General features: G+C 61.2%; 22 protein-coding genes, 2 tRNA genes and 2 pseudogenes. 16 read left to right on the top strand and 10 right to left on the bottom strand.

Going from position 1 to position 22,503, the window contains the following annotated elements; genetic code table 11:
* Positions 1 to 508 (top strand): annotated as a pseudogene (locus HP547_RS11280) (choline ABC transporter ATP-binding protein); the annotation flags it as partial.
* Positions 509 to 643: 135 nt separating this feature from the next.
* Here the strand turns inward: HP547_RS11280 and hisF are convergent.
* From hisF to HP547_RS11310, 6 genes are all read right to left on the bottom strand, one after another.
* The gene (hisF, locus tag HP547_RS11285; RefSeq protein WP_172227698.1) at positions 644 to 1,414 is read right to left on the bottom strand and encodes an imidazole glycerol phosphate synthase subunit HisF; all 771 of its coding nucleotides are present in this window, start codon (positions 1,412 to 1,414) and stop codon (positions 644 to 646) included.
* Between the two features lie 10 nt (positions 1,415 to 1,424).
* A complete protein-coding gene (hisA, locus tag HP547_RS11290) occupies positions 1,425 to 2,162 on the bottom strand; it encodes a 1-(5-phosphoribosyl)-5-[(5-phosphoribosylamino)methylideneamino]imidazole-4-carboxamide isomerase (RefSeq protein WP_172286324.1) in 738 nt (245 codons plus the stop codon).
* 27 nt (positions 2,163 to 2,189) lie between these two features.
* Entirely contained in the window at positions 2,190 to 2,450 is a 261-nt protein-coding gene (locus HP547_RS11295; protein WP_172227029.1) for a DUF2164 domain-containing protein, read from the bottom strand.
* Positions 2,451 to 3,089, bottom strand: coding sequence for an imidazole glycerol phosphate synthase subunit HisH (hisH, locus tag HP547_RS11300; RefSeq protein WP_172227026.1), 639 nt, complete (start codon positions 3,087 to 3,089; stop codon positions 2,451 to 2,453).
* Positions 3,090 to 3,683 (bottom strand): imidazoleglycerol-phosphate dehydratase HisB, encoded by a 594-nt coding sequence (hisB, locus tag HP547_RS11305; protein WP_172227023.1) that lies wholly within the window; start codon positions 3,681 to 3,683, stop codon positions 3,090 to 3,092.
* 281 nt (positions 3,684 to 3,964) lie between these two features.
* Entirely contained in the window at positions 3,965 to 5,626 is a 1,662-nt protein-coding gene (locus tag HP547_RS11310) for an OFA family MFS transporter (RefSeq protein ID WP_172286325.1), read from the bottom strand.
* Between the two features lie 385 nt (positions 5,627 to 6,011).
* Between HP547_RS11310 and HP547_RS11315 the strand changes: the two genes are divergently transcribed.
* The 4 genes from HP547_RS11315 to HP547_RS11330 all read left to right on the top strand — a co-directional run bounded on the left by HP547_RS11315 (position 6,012) and on the right by HP547_RS11330 (position 9,757).
* Positions 6,012 to 8,258, top strand: coding sequence for an AsmA family protein (locus tag HP547_RS11315; protein WP_172286326.1), 2,247 nt, complete (start codon positions 6,012 to 6,014; stop codon positions 8,256 to 8,258).
* Entirely contained in the window at positions 8,255 to 9,322 is a 1,068-nt protein-coding gene (gene mutY / locus HP547_RS11320) for an A/G-specific adenine glycosylase (RefSeq protein WP_172227014.1), read from the top strand. The genes HP547_RS11315 and mutY overlap by 4 nt, the downstream gene beginning before the upstream one ends.
* Positions 9,319 to 9,591 carry an oxidative damage protection protein gene (locus tag HP547_RS11325; RefSeq protein ID WP_172227011.1) on the top strand — a complete coding sequence of 91 codons (273 nt, stop codon included), beginning with the start codon at positions 9,319 to 9,321 and terminating at the stop codon, positions 9,589 to 9,591. The genes mutY and HP547_RS11325 overlap by 4 nt, the downstream gene beginning before the upstream one ends.
* A gap of 90 nt (positions 9,592 to 9,681) precedes the next feature.
* Positions 9,682 to 9,757: transfer RNA gene (locus HP547_RS11330), tRNA-Phe, on the top strand.
* Positions 9,758 to 9,970: 213 nt separating this feature from the next.
* Here the strand turns inward: HP547_RS11330 and HP547_RS11335 are convergent.
* Positions 9,971 to 10,507: a hypothetical protein gene (locus HP547_RS11335; protein ID WP_172227008.1), complete on the bottom strand. Its 537-nt coding sequence runs from the start codon at positions 10,505 to 10,507 to the stop codon at positions 9,971 to 9,973.
* A 131-nt stretch (positions 10,508 to 10,638) separates the two neighbouring features.
* Between HP547_RS11335 and HP547_RS11340 the strand changes: the two genes are divergently transcribed.
* Positions 10,639 to 11,082, top strand: a complete 444-nt coding sequence (locus HP547_RS11340; RefSeq protein WP_172227005.1) for a hypothetical protein — start codon at positions 10,639 to 10,641, stop codon at positions 11,080 to 11,082.
* 90 nt (positions 11,083 to 11,172) lie between these two features.
* On the opposite strand, the gene gabP is transcribed toward HP547_RS11340, so the two are convergent.
* Positions 11,173 to 12,558 carry a GABA permease gene (gene gabP / locus HP547_RS11345; protein WP_172227002.1) on the bottom strand — a complete coding sequence of 462 codons (1,386 nt, stop codon included), beginning with the start codon at positions 12,556 to 12,558 and terminating at the stop codon, positions 11,173 to 11,175.
* A gap of 640 nt (positions 12,559 to 13,198) precedes the next feature.
* Here gabP and HP547_RS11350 point away from each other — a divergent pair.
* From HP547_RS11350 to HP547_RS11370, 5 genes are all read left to right on the top strand, one after another.
* On the top strand, positions 13,199 to 13,972 hold the full coding sequence (locus tag HP547_RS11350; RefSeq protein ID WP_172226999.1) for an ABC transporter ATP-binding protein: 774 nt from the start codon (positions 13,199 to 13,201) through the stop codon (positions 13,970 to 13,972).
* A gap of 11 nt (positions 13,973 to 13,983) precedes the next feature.
* Positions 13,984 to 14,736 (top strand): ABC transporter substrate-binding protein, encoded by a 753-nt coding sequence (locus tag HP547_RS11355; protein WP_172226996.1) that lies wholly within the window; start codon positions 13,984 to 13,986, stop codon positions 14,734 to 14,736.
* 54 nt (positions 14,737 to 14,790) lie between these two features.
* Entirely contained in the window at positions 14,791 to 15,486 is a 696-nt protein-coding gene (locus HP547_RS11360; RefSeq protein WP_172226993.1) for an ABC transporter permease, read from the top strand.
* On the top strand, positions 15,483 to 16,172 hold the full coding sequence (locus tag HP547_RS11365) for an ABC transporter permease (RefSeq protein WP_172232923.1): 690 nt from the start codon (positions 15,483 to 15,485) through the stop codon (positions 16,170 to 16,172). Before HP547_RS11360 ends, HP547_RS11365 begins: the two co-directional genes overlap by 4 nt.
* A gap of 124 nt (positions 16,173 to 16,296) precedes the next feature.
* Complete coding sequence (locus HP547_RS11370; RefSeq protein ID WP_172286327.1) at positions 16,297 to 17,502, top strand: methyltransferase; 1,206 nt, start codon at positions 16,297 to 16,299, stop codon at positions 17,500 to 17,502.
* Positions 17,503 to 17,787: 285 nt separating this feature from the next.
* On the opposite strand, the gene HP547_RS11375 is transcribed toward HP547_RS11370, so the two are convergent.
* Complete coding sequence (locus HP547_RS11375; protein WP_172286328.1) at positions 17,788 to 18,075, bottom strand: DUF3077 domain-containing protein; 288 nt, start codon at positions 18,073 to 18,075, stop codon at positions 17,788 to 17,790.
* A 567-nt stretch (positions 18,076 to 18,642) separates the two neighbouring features.
* On the opposite strand from HP547_RS11375, the gene HP547_RS11380 reads away from it, so the two are divergent.
* The 3 genes from HP547_RS11380 (at position 18,643) to HP547_RS11390 (ending at position 19,682) form a co-directional block, all read left to right on the top strand.
* Complete coding sequence (locus tag HP547_RS11380; protein ID WP_172286329.1) at positions 18,643 to 18,891, top strand: hypothetical protein; 249 nt, start codon at positions 18,643 to 18,645, stop codon at positions 18,889 to 18,891.
* A 98-nt stretch (positions 18,892 to 18,989) separates the two neighbouring features.
* Positions 18,990 to 19,065 (top strand) — tRNA-Thr (locus HP547_RS11385).
* A gap of 293 nt (positions 19,066 to 19,358) precedes the next feature.
* Positions 19,359 to 19,682, top strand: a complete 324-nt coding sequence (locus HP547_RS11390; RefSeq protein WP_172286330.1) for a helix-turn-helix domain-containing protein — start codon at positions 19,359 to 19,361, stop codon at positions 19,680 to 19,682.
* On the opposite strand, the gene HP547_RS11395 is transcribed toward HP547_RS11390, so the two are convergent.
* Positions 19,679 to 20,029 carry a type II toxin-antitoxin system RelE/ParE family toxin gene (locus HP547_RS11395; protein ID WP_172286331.1) on the bottom strand — a complete coding sequence of 117 codons (351 nt, stop codon included), beginning with the start codon at positions 20,027 to 20,029 and terminating at the stop codon, positions 19,679 to 19,681. The two genes, HP547_RS11390 and HP547_RS11395, sit on opposite strands and share 4 nt — an antisense overlap.
* 187 nt (positions 20,030 to 20,216) lie before the next feature.
* Between HP547_RS11395 and HP547_RS11400 the strand changes: the two are divergent.
* Positions 20,217 to 20,593: pseudogene (locus tag HP547_RS11400) on the top strand (tyrosine-type recombinase/integrase); the annotation flags it as partial.
* A gap of 1,019 nt (positions 20,594 to 21,612) precedes the next feature.
* Complete coding sequence (locus tag HP547_RS11405) at positions 21,613 to 22,467, top strand: hypothetical protein (RefSeq protein WP_172286332.1); 855 nt, start codon at positions 21,613 to 21,615, stop codon at positions 22,465 to 22,467.
* Positions 22,468 to 22,503: the final 36 nt, after the last annotated feature.

Raw genomic sequence — 22,503 nt, forward strand, 5'->3', positions numbered from 1 at the left:
CAGCCACGACCTTGACGAGGCACTGAAGCTGGGTAGCCGCATCGCCATCATGAAGGACGGGCGCATCATCCAGTACAGCAAACCGGAAGAGATCGTGCTCAACCCTGCCGACGAATACGTGCGTACCTTCGTTGCCCATACCAACCCGCTGAACGTGCTGTGCGGCCGCAGCCTGATGCGCAGCCTGGACAAGTGCAAGCGGGTGAATGGCTCGGTGTGCCTGGACCCGGGTGGCGATTCGTGGCTGGACCTGGGCGAAGGCAACTCGATCAAGCGCGCGCGCCAGGGGCAGAACGGGCTGGAGATGCAGAACTGGGCGCCGGGGCAGTCCGTGGAAGGGCTGGGGCGTCGGCCAACCTTGGTGCATGCGGATATCGGCATGCGCGAGGCACTGCAGATTCGCTACCAGACTGGTAACAAGCTGGTGCTGCAGGAGAATGACAAGATGGTGGGGATTCTTGGGGATACCGAGCTTTATCACGCTTTGCTCGGCAAGAATCACGGTTGAAGCTATTGGGGCCGCTTTGCGGCCCATCGCCGGCAAGCCAGCTCCCACAGGTAATGCACAAGGCACAGGGCCTGCGCTGTACCTGTGGGAGCTGGCTTGCCGGCGATGGGCTGCAAAGAAGCCCCCATCAATCGGTCAGCGAACGACGATGCCGCGGGCAGCCATATAGGCCTTGGCCTCCGGCACCGTGTACTCGCCAAAGTGGAAGATACTGGCCGCCAGCACCGCGCTGGCATGCCCTTCCACAATGCCGTCGGCCAGGTGCTGCAAGTTGCCAACACCACCCGAAGCGATCACCGGAATACCCAGCGCATCACTGATGGCACGGGTAACGCCCAGGTCGAAGCCGTTCTTCATGCCATCCTGGTCCATGCTGGTCAGCAGGATCTCACCCGCCCCCAGGCCTTCCATCTTCTTCGCCCACTCGACGGCATCCAGCCCGGTCGGCTTGCGCCCGCCGTGGGTGAAGATCTCCCAACGCGGCGCTTCGCCAGGTCCGGACACCTTCTTGGCATCAATCGCCACGACGATGCACTGCGAACCGAACCGGTCAGCAGCCTCGCCGACGAACTCCGGGTTGAACACTGCGGCCGTGTTGATGGAAACCTTGTCGGCACCGGCGTTGAGCAAGTTGCGGATGTCCTGCACGGTACGCACGCCACCGCCCACGGTCAGCGGGATGAACACCTGGCTAGCCATGCGCTCGACGGTATGCAGGGTGGTGTCGCGGCCATCGACGCTGGCGGTGATGTCGAGGAAGGTGATTTCGTCGGCACCTTGCTCGTTGTAGCGACGGGCGATTTCCACCGGGTCGCCGGCATCACGGATGTTCTCGAACTTGACGCCCTTGACCACCCGGCCGTTATCCACGTCCAGGCAAGGGATGATGCGCTTGGCCAGTGCCATGGTTCAGTCCTCAGCCTTGGTAGGTATCGCAGAAGGCCTGGGCCTCGGCGACATCCAGGGTGCCTTCGTAGATGGCACGGCCAGTGATGGCGCCGACGATGCCGGGAGCCTTGGCGTCCAGCAGGGCCTTGATGTCACCCAGGTTGTGGATGCCACCCGAGGCGATCACCGGAATACGCGTGGCTTCGGCCAGGGCCTTGGTGAAGGGCACGTTGCAGCCCTGCATCATGCCGTCCTTGGCGATGTCGGTGTAGACGATCGCCGAGACACCATCGGCCTCGAAACGCTTGGCCAGGTCGATGACCTGCACCGAGCTGACTTCAGCCCAGCCGTCGGTGGCCACGAAGCCGTCCTTGGCGTCCAGGCCAACGATGACCTTGCCCGGGAACGCCTTGCACGCCTCGGCGACGAACTCCGGCTGCTTGACCGCCTTGGTGCCGATGATCACGTAGCTGACGCCGGCCTTGACGTAGTGCTCGATGGTTTCCAGCGAGCGGATGCCACCGCCGATCTGGATCGGCAGGTTGGGGTAGCGCTTGGCAATGGCGGTGACCACTTCACCGTTGACCGGCTGGCCTTCGAAGGCGCCGTTCAGGTCGACCAGGTGCAGGCGGCGGCAGCCACCCTCGACCCATTTGGCAGCCATGCTGACCGGGTCGTCGGAGAATACCGTGGAGTCTTCCATACGGCCCTGGCGCAGGCGCACGCAGGCACCGTCCTTCAGATCGATAGCGGGGATAATCAGCATCTTGGGAACCTGTCTGTTCTTGGGGTTTCAGGGCTTCTCGAGCGCCCACAGATCACTTTCGATGCTCTCGAACCGCTCCTTGAGGTGCAGCTGAACATCGGCAATCGCCCTGTTGTAGTAATGGGGTGCAATTTCTTTGCTGAACAGGTCGAGGACCTCGGCCACCTCGAACGAGCCCAGTTGCAGCTCGAAACGGTCTTCGAGAAAGCGCTTGAGCGTGTCGAGCGCTTCGCGCTCCTGCTCGGGGGCCAGGGTAATGACCGGTGCCTTGGTCTTCGACTTGCTCATCTACCAGCGCCCGTCCCAGGCGACGAAGTTCTGCAGCAGCTGCAGGCCATGGGTATGGCTCTTCTCCGGGTGGAACTGCACGGCAAAGCGCGAGCCATCGGCCAGCGCGGCGGCAAAATCGACGCCGTAATGGCCGCGGCCGACCACCTGGCCCGGCTTGCCGGCATTGATGTAGTAGCTGTGCACGAAATAGAAGCGGGCACGGTCAGGGATGTCGTGCCACAGCGGGTGGTCGATGGCCTGGGTCACTTCGTTCCAGCCCATGTGCGGCACCTTCAGGTGCTCGCCGTCTTCTTCCAGGCCCTTGCCGAAGAAGCGCACCTGGCCAGGGAACAGGCCGATGCAGTCGACGCCGTTGTTTTCTTCGCTGTGCTCCAGCAGTGCCTGCATACCCACGCAGATGCCGAGAAACGGCCGATCCTGGCTGACTTCACGCACCAGGCTGTCGAAGCCCAGGCGGCGGATTTCGGCCATGCAGTCGCGGATCGCGCCTACGCCCGGGAACACCACGCGGTCGGCTTCGCGGATCACTGCGGCATCGCTGGTGACCAGCACCTTGCCGGCGCCCACATGCTCAAGCGCCTTGGCCACCGAGTGCAGGTTGCCCATGCCATAGTCGATTACGGCTACCGTCTGCATTTACAGGCACCCTTTGGTGGAAGGCATCTGGCCTGCCATGCGCTCGTCGAGGGTGGTGGCCATGCGCAGGGCGCGGCCGAATGCCTTGAACACGGTTTCGATCTGGTGGTGGGTGTTGTGGCCACGCAGGTTGTCGATGTGCAGGGTTACCAGGGCGTGGTTGACGAAGCCCTGGAAGAACTCCTGGAACAGATCGACATCGAAGCCGCCGACGCTGGCGCGGGTGTACGGCACATGCATCTGCAGGCCTGGGCGGCCGGAGAAGTCGATGACCACGCGCGACAGCGCTTCATCCAGCGGCACGTAGGCGTGGCCGTAGCGGAAGATGCCTTTCTTGTCACCGATGGCCTGGGCGAAAGCCATGCCCAGGGTGATACCGACGTCTTCGACGGTATGGTGATCGTCGATATGCGTGTCACCCTTGCACTCGATATCCAGGTCGATCAGCCCATGGCGGGCAATCTGGTCCAGCATGTGTTCGAGGAAAGGCACGCCGATATCGAATCGGGCCTTGCCACTGCCATCGAGGTTGATCGAGCACTTGACCTGGGTTTCCAGGGTATTGCGCTCGACGGAAGCCTTACGTTCGACCATCACCAGCTCCGCAAAATCATTGGGCGAAAAGGGTTCCATTATAGGCCCAGAACACGCCAGCTTGAAACGCGGATGACATATGGCAAGGCAAGCAATTACGGGGGGTTGATAGCGCTACAGGTCTATACAACCGCGTATGGGGCTGCTTTGCAGGCCTATCGCCGGCAAGCCAGCTCCCACAGCCCCCCCACAATGTTCAAGGCCTGTGGTGTACCTGTGGGAGCTGGCTTGCCGGCGATAGGGCCGCTACAGCCGGAAAACTCAACCGGCTGCATCACTCGTCAATGGAACAGCACCGCCGTCTTCTGCAGGGTAATCCACACACCCCATGCCAGCGGCACAACCACCACAGCCCAGGCCAGCAGCACCAGTGGCAGGCTGCCCGGCGCAGCCTTCCACTCCAGCGACCGCGCGCCATCAGCGCCCTTGTCGTGGCTCAAGGCCCGCTCGGCCGCCAGTTCGGCATCGCTCATGAAGTGCTTGTCCGCCACCGGGCGCACCAGCATGTTGCAGATGAAGCCCAGCACCAGCAGGCCGGCGAGGATGTACAGGGTCATGTCGTAGGCCGCCGCACGCTCCACCCCTGCCGCCAGCTGATATTCGCGCAGGTAGGTGATCAGCACCGGCCCGAGAACCCCAGCGGCCGCCCAGGCGGTCAGCAGACGACCATGAATGGCACCCACCATCTGCGTACCAAACAGGTCCGCCAGGTACGCGGGCACCGTCGCAAAGCCACCGCCATACATCGACAAGATGATGCAGAACGCTGCCACGAACAGCGCCACGTTGCCCAGGTGGCCCATGTTCGGCACCATGCTGTACAAACCCACGCCCAGGGCGAAGAAGGCGAAATAGGTGTTCTTGCGGCCGATGTAGTCGGAGAACGACGCCCAGAAAAACCGCCCGCCAATGTTGAACAGGCTCAACAGGCCGGTGAAGCCAGCAGCAATCGCGGCAATCTGCGCCAGCTGGGCAGCGTTGAGCTGGCTGAAGGTCAGTTCATTGCCCAGCAGCTTGCCGGCGAACACTTCCTGCAGCAGCGGCGAAGCCATACCGAGAATGCCGATACCTGCCGACACGTTCAGGCATAGTACCAGCCAGATCAAGGCAAACTGCGGCGTTTTCCAGGCCACACTGACGTGCACGTGGCGGTCGGTGACCATGGTATTGCCAGCCTTTTTCACCGGGGCTGTCCAGCCTTCGGGCTTCCAGCCGGTCGGCGGCACGCGATAAGCCAGGGCGCCGGCGGTCATGAACACGAAGTAGATTGCGGCCATCGCCACAAAGCTCTGCCACACGCCCACTTCCTGCGCATTGCCAAAATGCCCCATCAGCGCGGTGGCCAGCGGTGCCCCCACCATCGCACCGCCGCCGAAGCCCATGATCGCCATGCCGGTGGCCATGCCACGTTTGTCCGGGAACCACTTGATCAGGGTCGATACCGGCGAGATGTAGCCCAGGCCCAGGCCGATACCACCGATCACGCCGGAGCCCAGCCACATCAGCCACAATTGGTGGGTTTTCACGCCAATGGCCGAAATCAGCATGCCGCCGCACCAGCACAGTGCCGATACCAGGCCGGCCTTGCGCGGGCCGGCGTGTTCCAGCCAGCCGCCCAGCACGGCCGCCGAGCAACCGAGAAAGACAAAGAACAGGGTGTAGATCCAGCTCAGCATCGAGATCGGCCAGTCGCACTCGGCGCTGAACATGCGGGCCATGAAGCCCATATCTGCGGCGCAAGCGACCGGGGCAGTGATGCCGAGGGCTTGCGACAACGGCAGCCAGAACACCGAAAAGCCATAGGCCATGCCGATGCACAGGTGAATGGCCAGCGCGGCAGGCGGAACCAGCCAGCGGTTGAAGCCTGGGCGGGCGATGATGCGCTCCTTTGACAGAAAGCCTGGCGCACTGGCCGAGGCGCCCGTCGCGACGGTACTGCTCATGGATCTGATCCTTTTTATATGGATGTGCAGGCAAAGCGGCGCAAGGTTAGCAGTATCAAGTGGCGTGAAAGCAATCTGATATCGTTAATTCTTGCTTGGCTGAAACGGTCATTTTCCCTGTACCGGCCCCATTGCCGGCAAGCCAGCTCCCACAGGGACAGCGCAGGCCTTGAAGGCTATGCGATCCCTGTGGGAACTGGCTTGCCGGCGATAGGGCCAATCAAGGCAAGCTTTTTTGAACAAGCAAAATCATGGCTGTCGAAAGCCGTACCATCTGTTGCAAACGTAGGAATCGTCCTGCATCTCTTGTCGAATACGCAGGGCCGTACACGGCGGCGCTATACTCTGCCGCTGAATTTCAAAATCGGACTACAAGGACTCGCCCATGAAAGCGTTCGGCAAAATCCTGGGACTGGGGCTTCTCGGGTTGCTGCTGATCATCGTGGCGCTGGGCTTCGCCCTGACCCACCTCTTCGATCCCAACGACTACAAAGACGAGATTCGCCAATTGGCACGCGACAAGGCGCACGTCGAGCTGACCCTCAACGGTGACATCGGCTGGAGCCTGTTCCCGTGGCTGGGCCTGGAGCTGCACGACGCCAGCATCGCCACCCTGAACACACCCAAGGCGCCGTTCGCCGACTTGCAGATGCTCGGCCTGTCGGTACGGGTGCTGCCGTTGCTGCGGCGCGAAGTGCAAATGAGCGACGTACGTGTCGAAGGCCTGAACCTGACCCTGGCGCGTGACGAACAAGGCCACGGCAACTGGGAAGACATCGGCAAACCGCTGCCCGCCCAGAACGGCGCCCCCGCCGATGCGCAGGCCCAGGCACCCGCCGAACAAAGCTCGGCGCCCGCCGCCAGCAACGACCGCGCCGTCAAGCTGGATATCGACAGCCTGACCGTGAACAACGCGCGCGTGCAGTACACCGATGCCAAGACCGGGCAGAGCTTCAGCGCCGAAAGCATCCAGCTGAGCACCGGCCCGGTGCACGAGGGCGCGAACATTGCGCTGAAGGCCAGCGCCTTCATCAGCGCCAGCCAGCCGAACATCAAGGCCCGCACCGAGCTGGCCGGCGAACTGCGCTTCGACCGCAAGCTCAAGCGCTACAACCTGGAAGACATGCGCCTGTCGGGCGAGACCTCGGGTGAACCCACCGGCGGCAAGACCGTGACCTTTGCCGCCCAGGGCCAGCTGCTGGTCGACCTGGCCGCCAATGTTGCCTCGTGGAGCGGCCTGAAGATCTCGGCCAACCAGCTGCGCGCCCTGGGCGAGCTGAACCTGCGTGATCTCGACAAGGCGCCGCAACTGAGCGGTGGTCTGTCCATTGCCCAGTTCAACTTGCGCACCTTCCTCGACAGCATTGGCCGCCCGCTGCCGGCTACCAACGATCCGGCAGCCTTCGCCAAGCTGGAACTGGTCACCCGCCTGCAGGGCACACCGACCAGCCTGGCCATGGAAGACCTGGCCGTGAAGCTGGACGACAGCACCTTCAGTGGCCGCGTGGCCGTCGAAGACTTCGCCAAACAGGCCCTGCGCCTGCAGCTTAAAGGCGACACCTTCGACGCCGACCGTTACCTGCCGGCCAAAAGCGAAGAAGCCAAGGGCGCCACTGCCGCACGCCAGGCCGAGGTCAAGCAACAGGAGGCCAGCGCCGTCGCCGGGGCCGGCAGCTCGCCGCTGCCTAACGCGCCGACCCAGGTGGCCTGGAGCAATGACAAACTGCTGCCGGTCGACCGCCTGCGCGTCCTCGACCTGCAGGCCGAGCTAAGCTTCGGCGCGCTGACCCTGGACAAGCTGCCGATCGAAAATGCCCAGCTCAAGGCCGTCGGCCAAGGCGGCCTGCTGACCCTGCAAACCCTGCGTGGCGAGCTGTACAACGGCACCTTCGAAGCCAAGGGCACGGTCGACGTGCGCCCTGCGGTGCCACAACTGGGCGTCAACACCAACATCCAGCGGGTGCCGGTGGAGCACTTCATCAAGACCGAAGGCAAGGACCAGGCGCCACCCGTCAAAGGCCTGCTGACCCTTGCCAGCGATCTCACCGCCACCGGCAACAGCCAGAAGGCACTGGTGGACACCCTCAACGGTAACGCACACTTCACCATCAACGACGGCGTGCTGGTCAACGCCAACCTTGAACAGCAACTGTGCCAGGCCATCGCCACGCTCAACCGCAAAACCCTTACCGGCGAGCCTCGTGGCAAGGACACCCCGTTCCAGGAGCTGCGCGGCAGCCTGGTGATACGCAATGGCGTCGCCAGCAACCCGGACCTCAAGGCCCGCATTCCTGGCCTGACCGTCAACGGCCATGGCGATCTCGACCTGCGCGTACTGGGTATGGATTACAACGTTGGTGTAGTGGTCGAGGGTGATCAGCGTGCCATGCCCGACCCGGCGTGCCAGGTCAACGACCGCTATGTAGGGGTTGAAGTGCCGCTGCGCTGCCGTGGCCCGCTGGAGCTGGGCGCCAAGGCCTGCCGCCTGGACCAGGACGGCCTGGGCAAGGTTGCCGCCAAGCTGGCCGGCAACCGCCTGAAAGACAAGATCGATGAAAAGCTCGATGACAAACTCGGAGACAAAGTGAGCCCGGAAGTCAAAGAAGCACTCAAGGGGCTGTTCAAGCGATGAGCCCCGAGCAGTTCTCCAGCGCAGTGCTGGATTGGTACGACCAGCACGGCCGGCACGACCTGCCTTGGCAACAGGGCATCAACCCGTATCGGGTGTGGGTGTCGGAAATCATGTTGCAGCAGACCCAGGTCAGCACCGTGCTCAACTACTTCGACCGCTTCATGCAGGCCCTGCCGACCGTGCAGGCCCTGGCCGAGGCGCCGGAAGACGAAGTGCTGCACCTGTGGACGGGCCTGGGTTACTACACCCGCGCGCGCAACCTGCAGAAGGCCGCGAAGATTGTCGTCGAACAGCATGGCGGAGAATTCCCGCGCAGTGTCGAGCAGCTCACCGAGCTGCCCGGCATCGGCCGCTCCACCGCCGGTGCCATCGCCAGCATCAGCATGGGCATCCGCGCGCCGATCCTCGACGGCAACGTCAAGCGCGTGCTGGCCCGCTTCACCGCCCAGGGCGGCTACCCCGGCGAGCCGAAGGTGGCTAACCAGCTGTGGGCCACGGCCGAGCGCCTTACCCCGCAGCAGCGCGCCAACCACTACACCCAGGCGATGATGGACATGGGCGCCACGCTGTGCACCCGCAGCAAGCCCAGCTGCCTGATCTGCCCGCTGCAGCGTGGCTGCGAAGCGCACCTGCATGGTGAAGAAACCCGCTACCCCGAGCCCAAGCCACGCAAGGCGCTGCCGCAGCGCCGTACGCTGATGCCGCTGCTGGCCAACCACGACGGCGCCATCCTGCTTTACCGTCGCCCGTCCAGTGGCCTGTGGGGTGGCCTGTGGAGCCTGCCCGAGCTGGACGACATCGCCCAGCTCGACGACCTGGCCTACCAGCACGGCCTGCGCCTGGCCGGCAGCCACGCCATGGACAGCCTGACCCACACCTTCAGCCACTTCCAGCTGGCGATCGAGCCTTGGCTGGTGCGCGTCGACCCCGTCGGCCAGCACGTGGCCGAGGCCGACTGGCTCTGGTATAACCTCGCCACCCCGCCGCGCCTGGGCCTTGCCGCCCCGGTCAAGAAGCTGCTCAAACGCGCGGCCGACGAACTGACTGCAGGAGACGCCCGATGACCCGCACCGTGATGTGCCGCAAGTACAAAGAACAATTGCCAGGCCTGGAGCGCCCGCCGTATCCGGGCGCCAAGGGCCAGGAAATCTTCGAACACGTCTCGCAGAAGGCCTGGGCCGACTGGCAGAAGCACCAGACCCTGCTGATCAACGAAAAGCGCCTGAACATGATGAACGCCGAAGACCGCAAGTTCATCCAGGCCGAGATGGACAAGTTTTTCGCCGGCGAAGATTACGCCCAGGCGGAAGGCTACGTTCCACCGGCCGAATGACCCCAAAAATCGTAAGCGACGGAATTAATTTAAAATTTTTTCAAAAAGTCGTTGACGGGCGGTCTGAAAATCTATTTAATTCACCTCGTCGCCCAGATAGCTCAGTCGGTAGAGCAGAGGATTGAAAATCCTCGTGTCGGCGGTTCGACTCCGTCTCTGGGCACCACCTTCAAGCTTCTGGTGGTTGCAAAGTTACCCGAAGCGACAACAAGAAACCCGCCTAGTGCGGGTTTTTTGTTGTCTGTGATTTTTTGCCGAGGGCCTGGCAGCCAACGCTTGGCTGCCACAGCCTGACGGTGTGTACTCGATGCACTGCAGTTCGGCCGGGCTTCACGCGGCTTAGTGGGAAACCCGTAACTCGCCCGGCCAATCTGATGGCCTAGAAGTTCGCCAAGGCGCTGCAATAGTCGGCTTTGCGCCTGGCCACCTGCTCGTTCGTGTCCAGGCGCTTGAGGGTGCCCCCACAGGCGCTGTAACCGTGCACCAACAGTTCGTAGTCGGCGCCTTTTTCCGGCACGAACGAGAACATGCCCAGGCAGTTCTGCACACTGTTGTAACCGGCCGAGCGACCGCCATCGAGAAAGTGCAGGGTAAACGGCTTGCCCGCCGGCACCAGCACCTCGCTGACCGCGTCACCCGCCTGGGCTGGCGCACCGGCAGGCATGCCGAGGGTTTCGCCGTTGCGGTCGGCAAAACCCTTGGTCGGTACGGCAATCACCCCGGCACCGGGGCTGTACCAGTCCACGCAGTCCTTTTCCGGTACCGCGCGCACCATGCCGTCGGCGATCACTCGCAGGCGCGCGGTATCGCCGGCACTTGGCGAGCCATAGGGCGTGTTGAAGGATTTGACTGCGGCGATGTTGCCACAGCCGGCCAGGGCGGCGGCCAGCAGGCCGAGCATGACGGGTGCTTTCATCCGTGAATGTCCTGTGAGCGAATGCCGAATGTCCGGCAGCCTGAGTCAGACCCAGCAATGCCGCTTGGGTTTCACTGCCATCTGCGATTCAATACGCACTTTTCCAGCACCACCCAAGGACCCTAGCCCCCATGGCCACCTCCACCAAGCAACAGAAACGCGCCAAGCGCGCCGCCAGCAAGGCCAAGCAAAACCGTATGGTACGCAGCGGCCAGGCGGTCAAGGCCAGCGCCGGCGACAGCGCCAGCATCGAGCAGGTGTTCAACAAGGCCATGGAATCGGACAGCTACAAAGAGATGTTCGAAAAGATGAAGGCAGCCCAGGAAAACGGCCTGGTACCGATGATCTCGGTGTTCCTGGTCGACCCGCTGCTGGCTTTGGTGCTCAAAGGGCACAAGGAAGAGCACGCCACCGACTACATCGTGCTGGTGTTCAATGCCTACCGCACCTGGCTGGATGGCGCTGACGAAGACACCACCATGGCCTGGCTGGAGAGCGACGAGTTCCAGGAAGCCTATATCGCCGCCTCTGAACTGGTGGCCAAGCAGCAACAGCTTCAGAAGCAGTTTGGCTGATAGACCTGCGTAACCCGCCCAGGCACTATCGCCGGCAACAAAAAAAGGCCGCGCCCTGCACAGGACGCGGCCTTTTCATTGCAGTGCGGATCAGTTATCCAGCGCAACCCGACCGGCAGCTTCACGCTTGCGGTGCACCAGCAAGCCCGCCGCCACCACGCCAATGCTCAGCAGGGCAGTCGCGATGATTTCGGCACGGTGATCTTCTCGCAGCGCCATCACCACCAGCACCGCAACGATGAAGGCAATGGTCACCCAGGTCAGGCCCGGGAACAGCCACATCTTGAAGGAGATCTGCTCGCCGCTGGCCTCACGCTTGGCGCGCATGCGCAGCTGCGACACGGCAATCACCAGGTACACCAGCAAGGCGATGGCGCCGGAGCTGGCCAGCAGGAACTCGAACACCTGCGCCGGGGCCAGGAAGTTGGCGAACACGCAGAGGAACGCCGCCGCGGTGGACAGCAATACCGCCACATGCGGGGTGGCCGCCTTGGTAGTGCGCTGGGCAATGGCCGGGGCATCACCCCGCTTGCTCAGCGAGAACAGCATGCGCGAAGAGGTGTACAGCGCCGAGTTAAGGCAGCTGGTCACGGCGATCAGCACGACGATGTCGACGATCAGCTTGGCATTCGGCACGCCAATGCGGCTCAGCACGGTCTGGTAGGAACCGAGCTCGGCCAGCGCCGGATCGTTCCACGGCACCAGAGCCACGACCAGGAAGATCGACACCAGGTAGAACAGGCAGATACGCCAGATCACCGAGTTGGTGGCGCGGCTGATCTGCTTGCCCGGGTCCTTGGACTCGGCAGCGGCGATGGTCACGATTTCAGTACCCATGAACGAGAACATGGTGGTCAGCATGGCTGCCAGTACCGCGCCCAGGCCATTGGGCATGAAGCCCTGGGTATCGAACAGGTGGCTGGCACCGCTCACCTGGCTGCCTGGCACAAAGCCGAACAAGGCCGCACAACCCACGGCGATGAAGCCGACGATCGCCACCACCTTGAGCAAGGCGAACCAGAACTCGAACTCGCCGTAGTTCTTCACGCTGCACAGGTTGGTCAGGGTCAGCGCCAGGGTAATGATCAGCGAGAACGCCCAAAGGTCGACCGCAGGGAACCAGGCATGCAGGATGGCCGCGGCGGCGTTGGCTTCCAGCGGAATCACCAGCACCCAGAACCACCAGTACAGCCAGCCAATGGTAAAACCGGCCCAGCGCCCGATGGCGCGGTCGGCATAGGTGGAAAACGAACCGGTGTCCGGCGAGGCGACCGCCATTTCCCCCAGCATGCGCATCACCAGCACCACCAGCGTACCGGCGGCGGCATACGCCAGCAGCACGGCGGGGCCGGCAGCGGCGATAGCGTGGCCGGAGCCTACGAACAGGCCGGCACCGATGACGCCAGCGATGGACAGCATGGTGACATGCCGTTGTTTGAGCCCCTGAGCGAGGTCATTGGAATTGTTACCGCTCATAAAACTACCTTTGTAAGGAGTGGACCACTCCGACTGCGAAACCAGGCGCGCCTGGGGTTGGACTAGGCGTCGCTGCAATCGGCGGTTTCATACTGGCAATAACCGCGCCAGCTGCTGAATCCATTCGTCATAATCGACTGCAAGCCTTCAAGGCTGCGCTTTGGAGGGCATTCGGCCAGACCATGACCGAAAGCCCGCCAAATCATCGGATTACTGAAATACTCACTTACAAATGCACCAAAGGTGCTCCTCGGTAACACCTATGCACCAGCGCAACGCCAAAAAGCGCAACCGCCGGGTACAACCTTGAAATCGCGTGACGGCCTTCGCGGGTAAACCCGCTCCTACAAGGATTGCCTGGTCTGTGGGAGCGGGTTTACCAGCGAATGGGTCAAAACCGCTTCCATGAGCAGGCCAAAGCTGGCACCATCGCGCCTTTTTTCATCAAGGCTCTGGTGCTGGGCGACACCTTCGCGGACATCTGCGCGACGTTACGCTGTAGCGATGCGACAAACCGCCCCACCAATGCCCAGAGTCCCTGGCGACCCTGTTGGCCGTCATAATGCCGCTATGCTAGCTTGGCGCACGCCAGGAAGGCCGCCAACAGCTGGGAACGCACCCGAACACATGAGGACCGCACATGGCTCAGGCCACGCCCGCGCTGGAAATCCGCAATCTGCACAAACGCTACGGCGAGCAGGAAATTCTCAAGGGTATTTCGCTGACCGCACGCGACGGTGACGTGATCTCCATCCTGGGGTCGTCCGGCTCCGGCAAGTCCACCCTGCTGCGTTGCATCAACCTGCTCGAGAACCCGCACCAGGGCGAAATCCTGGTCGCCGGCGAAGCCCTCAAGCTGAAGCCCGCCAAGAACGGCGACCTGTTCGCCGCCGACAACCGCCAGATCAACCGCCTGCGCAGCGAAATCGGCTTTGTCTTCCAGAACTTCAACCTCTGGCCGCACATGTCGATCCTCGACAACATCACCGAGGCGCCACGCCGCGTACTCGGCCAGAGCAAGGCCGAGGCCATCGAGGCTGCCGAAGCGCTGCTGAACAAGGTCGGCATCTACGACAAGCGCCACAGCTACCCCGCCCAGCTTTCCGGTGGCCAGCAACAGCGCGCCGCCATTGCCCGTACCCTGGCCATGAAGCCCAAGGTCATCCTGTTCGACGAGCCGACTTCGGCGCTCGACCCGGAAATGGTCCAGGAAGTGCTAAACGTTATCCGCGCACTGGCCGAAGAAGGCCGTACCATGCTGCTGGTAACGCACGAGATGAGCTTTGCCCGCCATGTGTCCAGTGAAGTCGTCTTCCTGCACCAGGGCCTGGTCGAAGAGCAGGGATCGCCGCAGCAGGTCTTCGAGAACCCGACCTCGGCGCGTTGCAAGCAATTCATGTCCAGCCACCGCTAACGGAGCAATACATGCACACTTACAAGAAGTTTCTCCTGGCAGCTGCTGCCACGCTGGTGATGTCGGCAAACGCCATGGCCGCAGAAAAACTGCGCATGGGTATCGAAGCCGCCTACCCACCGTTCAACAACAAGGATGCCAGCGGCAACGTGGTCGGCTTCGACAAGGACATCGGCGACGCCCTGTGCGCCAAGATGAAAGTCGAATGCTCGGTTGTAACCTCGGACTGGGACGGCATCATCCCGGCCCTGAACGCCAAGAAGTTCGACTTCCTGGTGTCGTCGCTGTCGATCACCGACGAGCGCAAGCAGGCGGTGGACTTCACCGAACCCTACTACTCCAACAAGCTGCAGTTCATTGCGCCGAAAAACGTCGACTTCAAGACCGACAAGGCTTCGCTGAAAGGCAAGACCATCGGCACCCAGCGCGCCACACTGGCTGGCACCTACCTTGAAGACAACTTCCCGGATGTCGACGTCAAACTCTACGACACCCAGGAAAACGCCTACCTCGACCTGGTTTCCGGCCGCATCGACGGCATTCTCGCCGACAAGTACGTGCAGTACGAGTGGCTGAAAAGCAAAGACGGCATGAACTACGAGTTCAAGGGCGAGCCGGTGATGGACAGCGACAAGATCGGCATTGCCGTGCGCAAGGGTGACACCAAGCTGCGCGACGACCTGAACAAAGCCCTGGCAGAAATCAAAGCCGACGGTACGTACAAGAAGATCAACGACAAGTACTTCCCGTTCAGCATCGAATGACCCGCCCTGACCGGCGCGCCCTTGTGGCGCGCCTGTCCCTAGAATGACCTGCCCATGAATATCGACCTGCACGGATTCGGTCCGGCCATGATGGCCGGCACCGTGATGACCGTAAAACTGGCGCTTTGCGCCTTGCTGCTGGGGCTGGTGCTGGGCCTGCTCGGCGCCCTGGCCAAGACCTCCCCGCTCAAGCCGCTGCAATGGCTTGGCGGTTTCTACTCGACCCTGGTGCGCGGCGTGCCCGAGCTGCTGTGGGTCCTGCTTATCTATTTCGGCACCGTGGGCTTGATGAACAGCCTGGGTGAAGCCCTGAACATGCCGGGCCTGGAGCTCAGCGCCTTCGCTGCGGGCGTTATCGCCCTGGGCCTGTGCTTCGGCGCCTATGCCACCGAAGTGTTCCGCGGCGCCATCCTGGCGATCCCCAAGGGCCACCGTGAAGCCGGCCTGGCACTGGGCCTGTCCAGGGGCCGCATCCTGTCGCGGATCATCCTGCCGCAAATGTGGCGCATCGCCCTGCCCGGCCTTGGCAACCTGTTCATGATCCTGATGAAGGACACCGCACTGGTGTCGGTAATCGGCCTGGAAGAAATCATGCGTCATTCGCAAATTGGCGTGACCGTGACCAAAGAGCCGTTCACCTTCTACATGGTCGCGGCCTGCATCTACCTGAGCCTGACCGTCATTGCCATGACCGGCATGCACTTCATGGAAAAACGCGCCGCTCGCGGCTTTGCGAGGGCCGAACAATGAATTGGGAAGTCATCTTCAAATGGCTGCCACGCCTGGCCCAGGGTGCGACCCTGACTCTGGAGCTGGTGGCCATTGCGGTGGTTGCCGGGCTGATCCTGGCCATCCCGCTGGGTATCGCCCGCTCTTCGCGCCACTGGTATGTGCGCGCCGTGCCGTTCAGCTACATCTTCTTCTTCCGTGGCACGCCGTTGCTGGTGCAGCTGTTCCTGGTCTACTACGGCCTGGCCCAGTTCGATGCAGTACGTTCGAGTGCGCTGTGGCCGTACCTGCGCGATCCGTTCTGGTGCACGGTGCTGACCATGACCCTGCACACGGCCGCCTACATCGCCGAGATCCTGCGCGGCGCGCTGCAGTCCATCCCCAAAGGCGAGATCGAAGCCGCCCGGGCGCTGGGCATGTCACGGGCCAAGGCGCTGATCTACATCATGCTGCCGCGCGCCGCGCGGATCGGCCTGCCGGCCTACAGCAACGAAGTGATCCTGATGCTCAAGGCCAGCGCCCTGGCCAGTACCGTGACCCTGCTGGAACTGACCGGCATGGCCCGTACCATCATCGCCCGCACCTACCTGCCGGTGGAAATCTTCTTTGCCGCCGGGGTGTTCTACCTGGTGATCTCGTTCATGCTGGTGCAAGGCTTCAAGCTGCTTGAGCGCTGGTTGCGCGTGGACGCCTGCCAAGGGCGCTGATATCTCCTGAGCCATCTTCGCGGGTAAACCCGCTCCCACAGGTACCCCACAGGCCTTGAAATCTGTGCCAATCCTGTGGGAGCGGGTTCACCCGCGAAGAGGCCCTCAACCCAACACACATCCCATGCCAAGCTACCTCCACAGCCACCACCTGAACGCCCGCCTCCAGGCCCTTGACCAGTTCCTGATCGAGCACCAGCAGCTGTGGAAACCCCGCCCCTTCACCACCTTGAACCTGCCCTGGGAAGCCACCCACCCCGAGCTGGCCGCCCACCTGCGCCAATGCTCGCTGGCAGACGCCGAAACCGACAGCGCAGCCGACCACTTGCCCGCCCCGTTCCCGCAACTGGCGCTGCAAGCCCGACAGCTGGCCGCCCTGGGCAACCTCCCGGCAACAGACCTGCCCACTGCAAGCCACCGTCTTGACGTCGCCGTCCCCGGCCGCAAATGGCAGCAGATCGAAGCCTTCGCCAGCCACCTGGCATTCCGCGAGCCGCCCCGCCACTGGCTGGACTGGTGCTCCGGCAAAGGCCACCTCGGCCGCCGCCTGCTGCAACCCGGCCAGCAGCTGACCTGCCTGGAATACGACGCCGAACTGGTTGCCGCCGGCCAGGCCTTGAGCGCGCACCACCACCTGCCCGCGCAACACGTGCAGCAGGACGTGCTGGCCAGCGACAGCGCTCGTCATCTGCATGGCGAAAAAAGCGTGGTCGCCCTGCACGCCTGCGGCGACCTGCACGTGCGCCTGATGCAGCTGGCCAGCCAACAGGGCTGCCGACAGCTGGCCGTGGCGCCCTGCTGCTACAACCGCATTGCCGCGCAGCAGTACCAGGCGTTATCCACAGCCGCGCAAGCCTCCAACCTGCAGCTTTCGCTGGACGACCTGGGCCTGCCCTTGAGCGAAACCGTCACCGCCGGCGCCCGCGTACGCCGCCAGCGCGACACATCGATGGCCCGGCGCCTGGGCTTCGACCTGCTGCAGCGCCAGCAGCGCCAGACCAGTGAATACCTGCCCACACCATCGTTGCCCGTGGCCTGGCTGGAAAAGCCTTTCGAGCAATACTGCCGTGACCTGGCCGAGCTCAAGCAATTGCCATTGCAAGGCAACCCCGATTGGCCCGCCCTGGAAGCCGCCGGCTGGCAGCGCCTGGCCGAGGTACGCAATCTGGAGCGCATGCGCAACCTGTTCCGCCGGCCCCTGGAAATGTGGTTGGTACTGGACCGTGCCCTGTTCCTCGAAGAACAAGGCTACGACGTGCGCGTGGGCCTGTTCTGCGATTATCCGCTGACGCCGCGCAACCTGCTTATCCTCGCAGAACGCGACCGTTAGCCGCAGCACAACCTGTGGATAAGTCTGTGAACAAGCTTGTGATTACCTGTTGGTGCCAAGCGCTATTTCAAACGCTTGGCTTATTCCTGCGCGCTGGTCAAGCCCAGTAAAAACAGGCATTTGCGCAAAGACCAGCGGCATAGGAATCCGGCATGCCTTTCGCGCAAGGCGCCAATGCCACTTGTGCATAAACATTTCTTGTGGTTGGCGCAGAGGCCAGTTGCGCGGGTGTGCAGGAGCGGCCTGGTGACGCGAAAGGGCTGCAAAGCAGCCCCGGCTCGAAGATCAGTGCGCCTTGTTCTTGGCAATCTCGATATCGTTCATCAACGCCTTGGCCATGTCGCACAGGTAATCGGCCGCACCCAGGAATTTATGGTCATCCTCCATATTCCCCTCGCGCACCAGGTGCTTGATGTAGCCCATCAGAATCGAGACATGTTCATAGGCGGAGTCCACCGGGATACCGGGTTCTACGCGGAGCAGGTTCAGGGAAGGGTTGCCGGCTGCGAGGAAGGTTTCTACGCCTGCGGTGGTGATTTGATTGGGGGTGTTATCGGGTGGATTTGTTTTCAATTGTCGTACTCCTACGTTCAAAGGAGTTGCCGTGCTCATTCTTTCTCACGGAACAAAGGCGGCAACCGTGCACGAGGTGAGAAACCGAGTGAACATAGGAAGCTCGGCCAGACCGAGGTCTGCCCGCGCACGGTCGCCATTACGCAGCCGATACGTTCATAGTCGGGTTCTCACACCCGGTCGCCAGAGCGACCCATAAACGGTATCCGTGAGCCATTTCCCCGACAACAGCGATACTTCGGCGGCGCGCGTAGGATAGTTCCGAAGCTTCAAAAGCCTGAAGCTTTTGGGTTCTGATTCAGGATTTTCGTACATCTGCTGGCCCCTTCGCGGGTGAACCCGCTCCCACAGGTACCGCGCCGGCCTCAAGAGCATTCCATCCCTGTGTAGGAGCGGGTTCACCCGCGAAGAGGTCCTGCCAGGCAACACAAGGCTAATGCCCCACCGCCGCAACGGTGTATCATCCGCCGTCCAAATCATTAAAAAGTGAAGTCGCGCGCTGCCCGCCAGCCCCGCGGCCTTCTGGCGCTGTGCCAGACCGACAATGGACCACCGGACCTCACCATCGTGACCCAAGCTAAACCCCTCGCCCTGTTGACCCTGGCCCTGGCCCTGACCGCCTGCGCCAGCGGCACGCCACCTCATCACAACAGCAACCTGGGCTGGAACCACCCCGGCATGCAGTTGGGCGGTGACAACGGCCTGCCCATGCGCACCGAAAGCCCGTGCCGCAAGCGCGGCTGCGACAACGACAAGCTGTTCTTCAACCCGGGCAAAACCGAGCCGAACGTAAACACCATCCACCGCGGCTGGTAGGAAAATTCTTGTTTTGGGGCGGTGACTTAGGTCTTTTTCGAACAATCGCAAGTAAGTGGTTTACAGACGCCAACCGATCGCTATAATGACGCCCCATTGCCGGTATAGCTCAGATGGTAGAGCAACTGACTTGTAATCAGTAGGTCCCGGGTTCGATTCCTGGTGCCGGCACCATACGCAGTACTCAAAAGGCTCACCGAAAGGTGAGCCTTTTTTGTTTCCAGCCCTCGCCAAACCCCTATCATCCCCGCTTGAACAAAGACCCCAAGCCAACACGATCGGTGTAGGAGCTGGCTTGCCTGCGATGGGCTGCAAAGCAGCCCCGCCAATCTCAACAAAACCCCAGTCCCCGATCTCCAGCGCAACCCAGATGCCGACACGTCTTCAAACAGAATCGCTTTGACTTGCCACCCTCCTCCCGCTAGGATTTTATCGTAAATTTTAGATAACTTCGTCGAGGCCAGCCCATGGCACTGCAATTCCACGAAAGCCCCTTCCACGCCACCCACGATGCAGAAACGGCCAGCAAAATGGCCCTGAAAATGGACCTGTCCATTTTCATCACGGACTGCATCAAAAAAATGGGCCTCAAACAGCACGAGGCCGCAGCCAGGCTGAACGTTACCCAGTCCCGCGTATCCGAGCTTGCAAATGGCAAGATCGAGAAATTCACCTTGGACGCCATGATGGACATGCTCGACAAGCTCGGCTTTCGCACCAGCCTGACCCTGCCTTCGAACGATGCCGGTTCACCACCCCAGATAGTCATCACCCAAGCGCCTGGTGGCTAAACCCTGTACCCCATCTTCCGTAGCTCGTGCTTGAGTTCCTTCATCCGCTCTTCAGCGACCTGCATCGCGTGCCGGTCAGACCTGTTGGTCGTTTTCACAAACGAATGCAGCACGACGACCATGTCCGCAAATTTGGCCACATACACGCACCGGAATGCCGGGCTGCCGTTGATGATGAGCTCAACCGCACACGTGCCGACAGATTCCGTTAACGACTTGATTGGGCGATCAGGGTCCTGACCATATTGGATGCGTCGCAGGTCCTTGCCAAAATCATTCTGCACGTCCTGCGGAAGGTTCTTGTATTCACGCTCAGCGGCTGCACTCACAAACGCAAACTTCTTCAACGGTCTATCCACGGCGAGATAATGGGGAGTGTGGACGGCAGGGATGCCGATGGGCGGGGAATTTAGCGCAGCCGCATGCAGTTGGAGGGAATAGAAATGTTTCGCGATTTAAGCGCGAAATATCGTGTTTCTTTCGGCTGCTAAAACGCGCATGACCTTTAACACGGCGCCTTGAGATCGCCTGGGGTTGCTACTCGCTGGAGATGCCAACGCGTGGAAACCGATGTGAGAAAACACGGTGAATGCCGCGCTCAGGACGATGGGCTACGACACCAAGGTGGATATCTGCGGCCACGGGTTCCGAGCCATGGCGTGCAGCGCGCTGGTTGAGTCTGGGCACTGATCGAAGCCGGCTATCGAGGGACAGATGAGCCACAAGGAACGCGACAACGTGCGCGCCGCCTATACCCACAAAGCCGAGTTCCTCGAAGAGCGCCGGAGATCATGACCTGGTGGAGCCGGTTTCTGGACGCCAACCGCGAGGGCCATATGACGCCCCATGAGCTTGCCAAGCAGACGGGCGAGGACGTCACGCGCCTTCGCAGTGCCAAGAGGACCGAGTAGCCCGCCGCACCACAACTCAACTCGCTGTGAAGTTACCCACAGCAGCGCATGAAGCTCCTCCCCGAGGGTCCTTTCAAACGGGGCTGCAAAGCCGCCCCGTTTGAAAGGACCGTACCTAAGAAAAAACTGCTGGCACAGCATACGTCTGTGGAAAACCACTGATGCCCACCGGGGGATAGTATTATCCACAGCCGCCAAATGCCTGAAATCGCTTTACTTGACGAACATTGCCCACAAGCGTAGACCGGGAGTTGCAAGCACTGTCGATGACAGCACCCAGGTGACCCGAACCTTAAAGGTCACGCCGCTCCCCCGGTGGTTCTCCCCAAGGGCGATAAGCATCCGGCAGCTCGCCCGGTCACTACCCATGTGATGGATGCTCTTACACATATAGCGCTCGTGCGCCAGATGTCCGTACCTCGCTGCCCTGCAGCAACCTATCCGCTTGGCCGAATCCTGCGCCAACCTGTGCCCGTCTCTTTCTCTGGAAAGAGACGGGCACTTCTACCACTGCTGCAGCCCTGATCGCACATGGCTTTGCGGCATTCCCCCTCGTGACAATCGGCGTGACAAACGCCGATGTCACCAGCAACAGCCTTGTAGATGATGGTGCCGCAGACCAGGGAAAGGACTGCACCTGACTGACAGTCAGGCATGCCCCAGTCATCGCATTGCTGCTTGCACTTGGCTCAGGATCTCGCGGTATTGGTCTCGTCAGCCAATACAGCCTCCACCCGCCCACCGGTAACGGTGCTCAGGAGGCCAGATCATGAGATGCCCTTGCTCCCGGACGTAAGGAGCCGCCAGTCCCGCGTAGAGGACATTCCCCACAGGTCGCAGGGGCCTTGATCCCTGATAACACTCAGCATTCTTGGAGGGATGACGTGGGGAATAGGTTTGGGACTTCGGCAAAACAGACCGGCCTGGATGGCGTACGGGGCGGGCGCTGCGAGCCTTTTGAAAAATTCAATATTCACTTACTATAAGAGTATCTTGAGCTATTTCTTTGGAGACCTGGTTTGCTATTAACTGACGCTGAGATCCGAACAGCCGTACTCTCCGGAGAAATAGATTTTGGCCGTCTTTTCGATCACCGGCAGATCCAATCCGCTTCTATCGATCTGACTGTCGGAAAAATATATATCCCGGACAAAATAAAAGAAATAAACAAAGTTCAGAACTTCTCCGACCTAGCGATACACCAGTGCAGTATAGGAGCAGGGGAAGCGATAATTATCGAACTATCTGAAAACATACAGTTAAGCAAAGACATCGGAGGCATTCTCCTACCTCCGAACTCTTTGACAAAGAATGGCATCATCATGACCAACCCAGGTCATATCGATCCAGGTTATAGCGGAAAACTCACGGTTTGTCTCATTAACATGGGTAAAGACGCAGTTCCAATGGAGCCAAGCTCTGTCGTAGCAACTCTGCTCCTGTTCAGGCTAAATGCTCCTTCCTCTGGCTATCAAAAAGGGCCAGGCACCGGTGCAAACCTAACGCAGCTATCTAAACTTTCAAAAGATTTCGCAAACATTTCAGAAAGGTCGTACGACGATATCAAGCGAGTGATATGGAGACATTTCATAGCTGCGCTGGGACTCTTGTCGTTAGCTTTCGCAATTCTAGCGATCGTTGTGCCGAGTTTACTGCCAGTTGCAACAGGCCTTCTAGAAAATAGACACAGCGAATCAAAAAATGGCGAAGCCATCAAAAAGTTGGAAGAACAGATAAAAACTCTGCAAAGCCAGCTAGAAAAAAAGCCTTCCGTAATTGACACACCTGCACCTGCACCTGCACCTGCACCTGCACCTGCACCTGCACCTGCACCTGCACCTGCACCTGCACCTGACCATAAGGAGACAGAATGAAAGTCTCAAGTCCTATTGTGAGATGCGTTGCAAAAA

It is taken from the genome of Pseudomonas sp. CM27, from assembly GCF_013179515.1.
In the GTDB taxonomy this organism is placed as follows: domain Bacteria; phylum Pseudomonadota; class Gammaproteobacteria; order Pseudomonadales; family Pseudomonadaceae; genus Aquipseudomonas.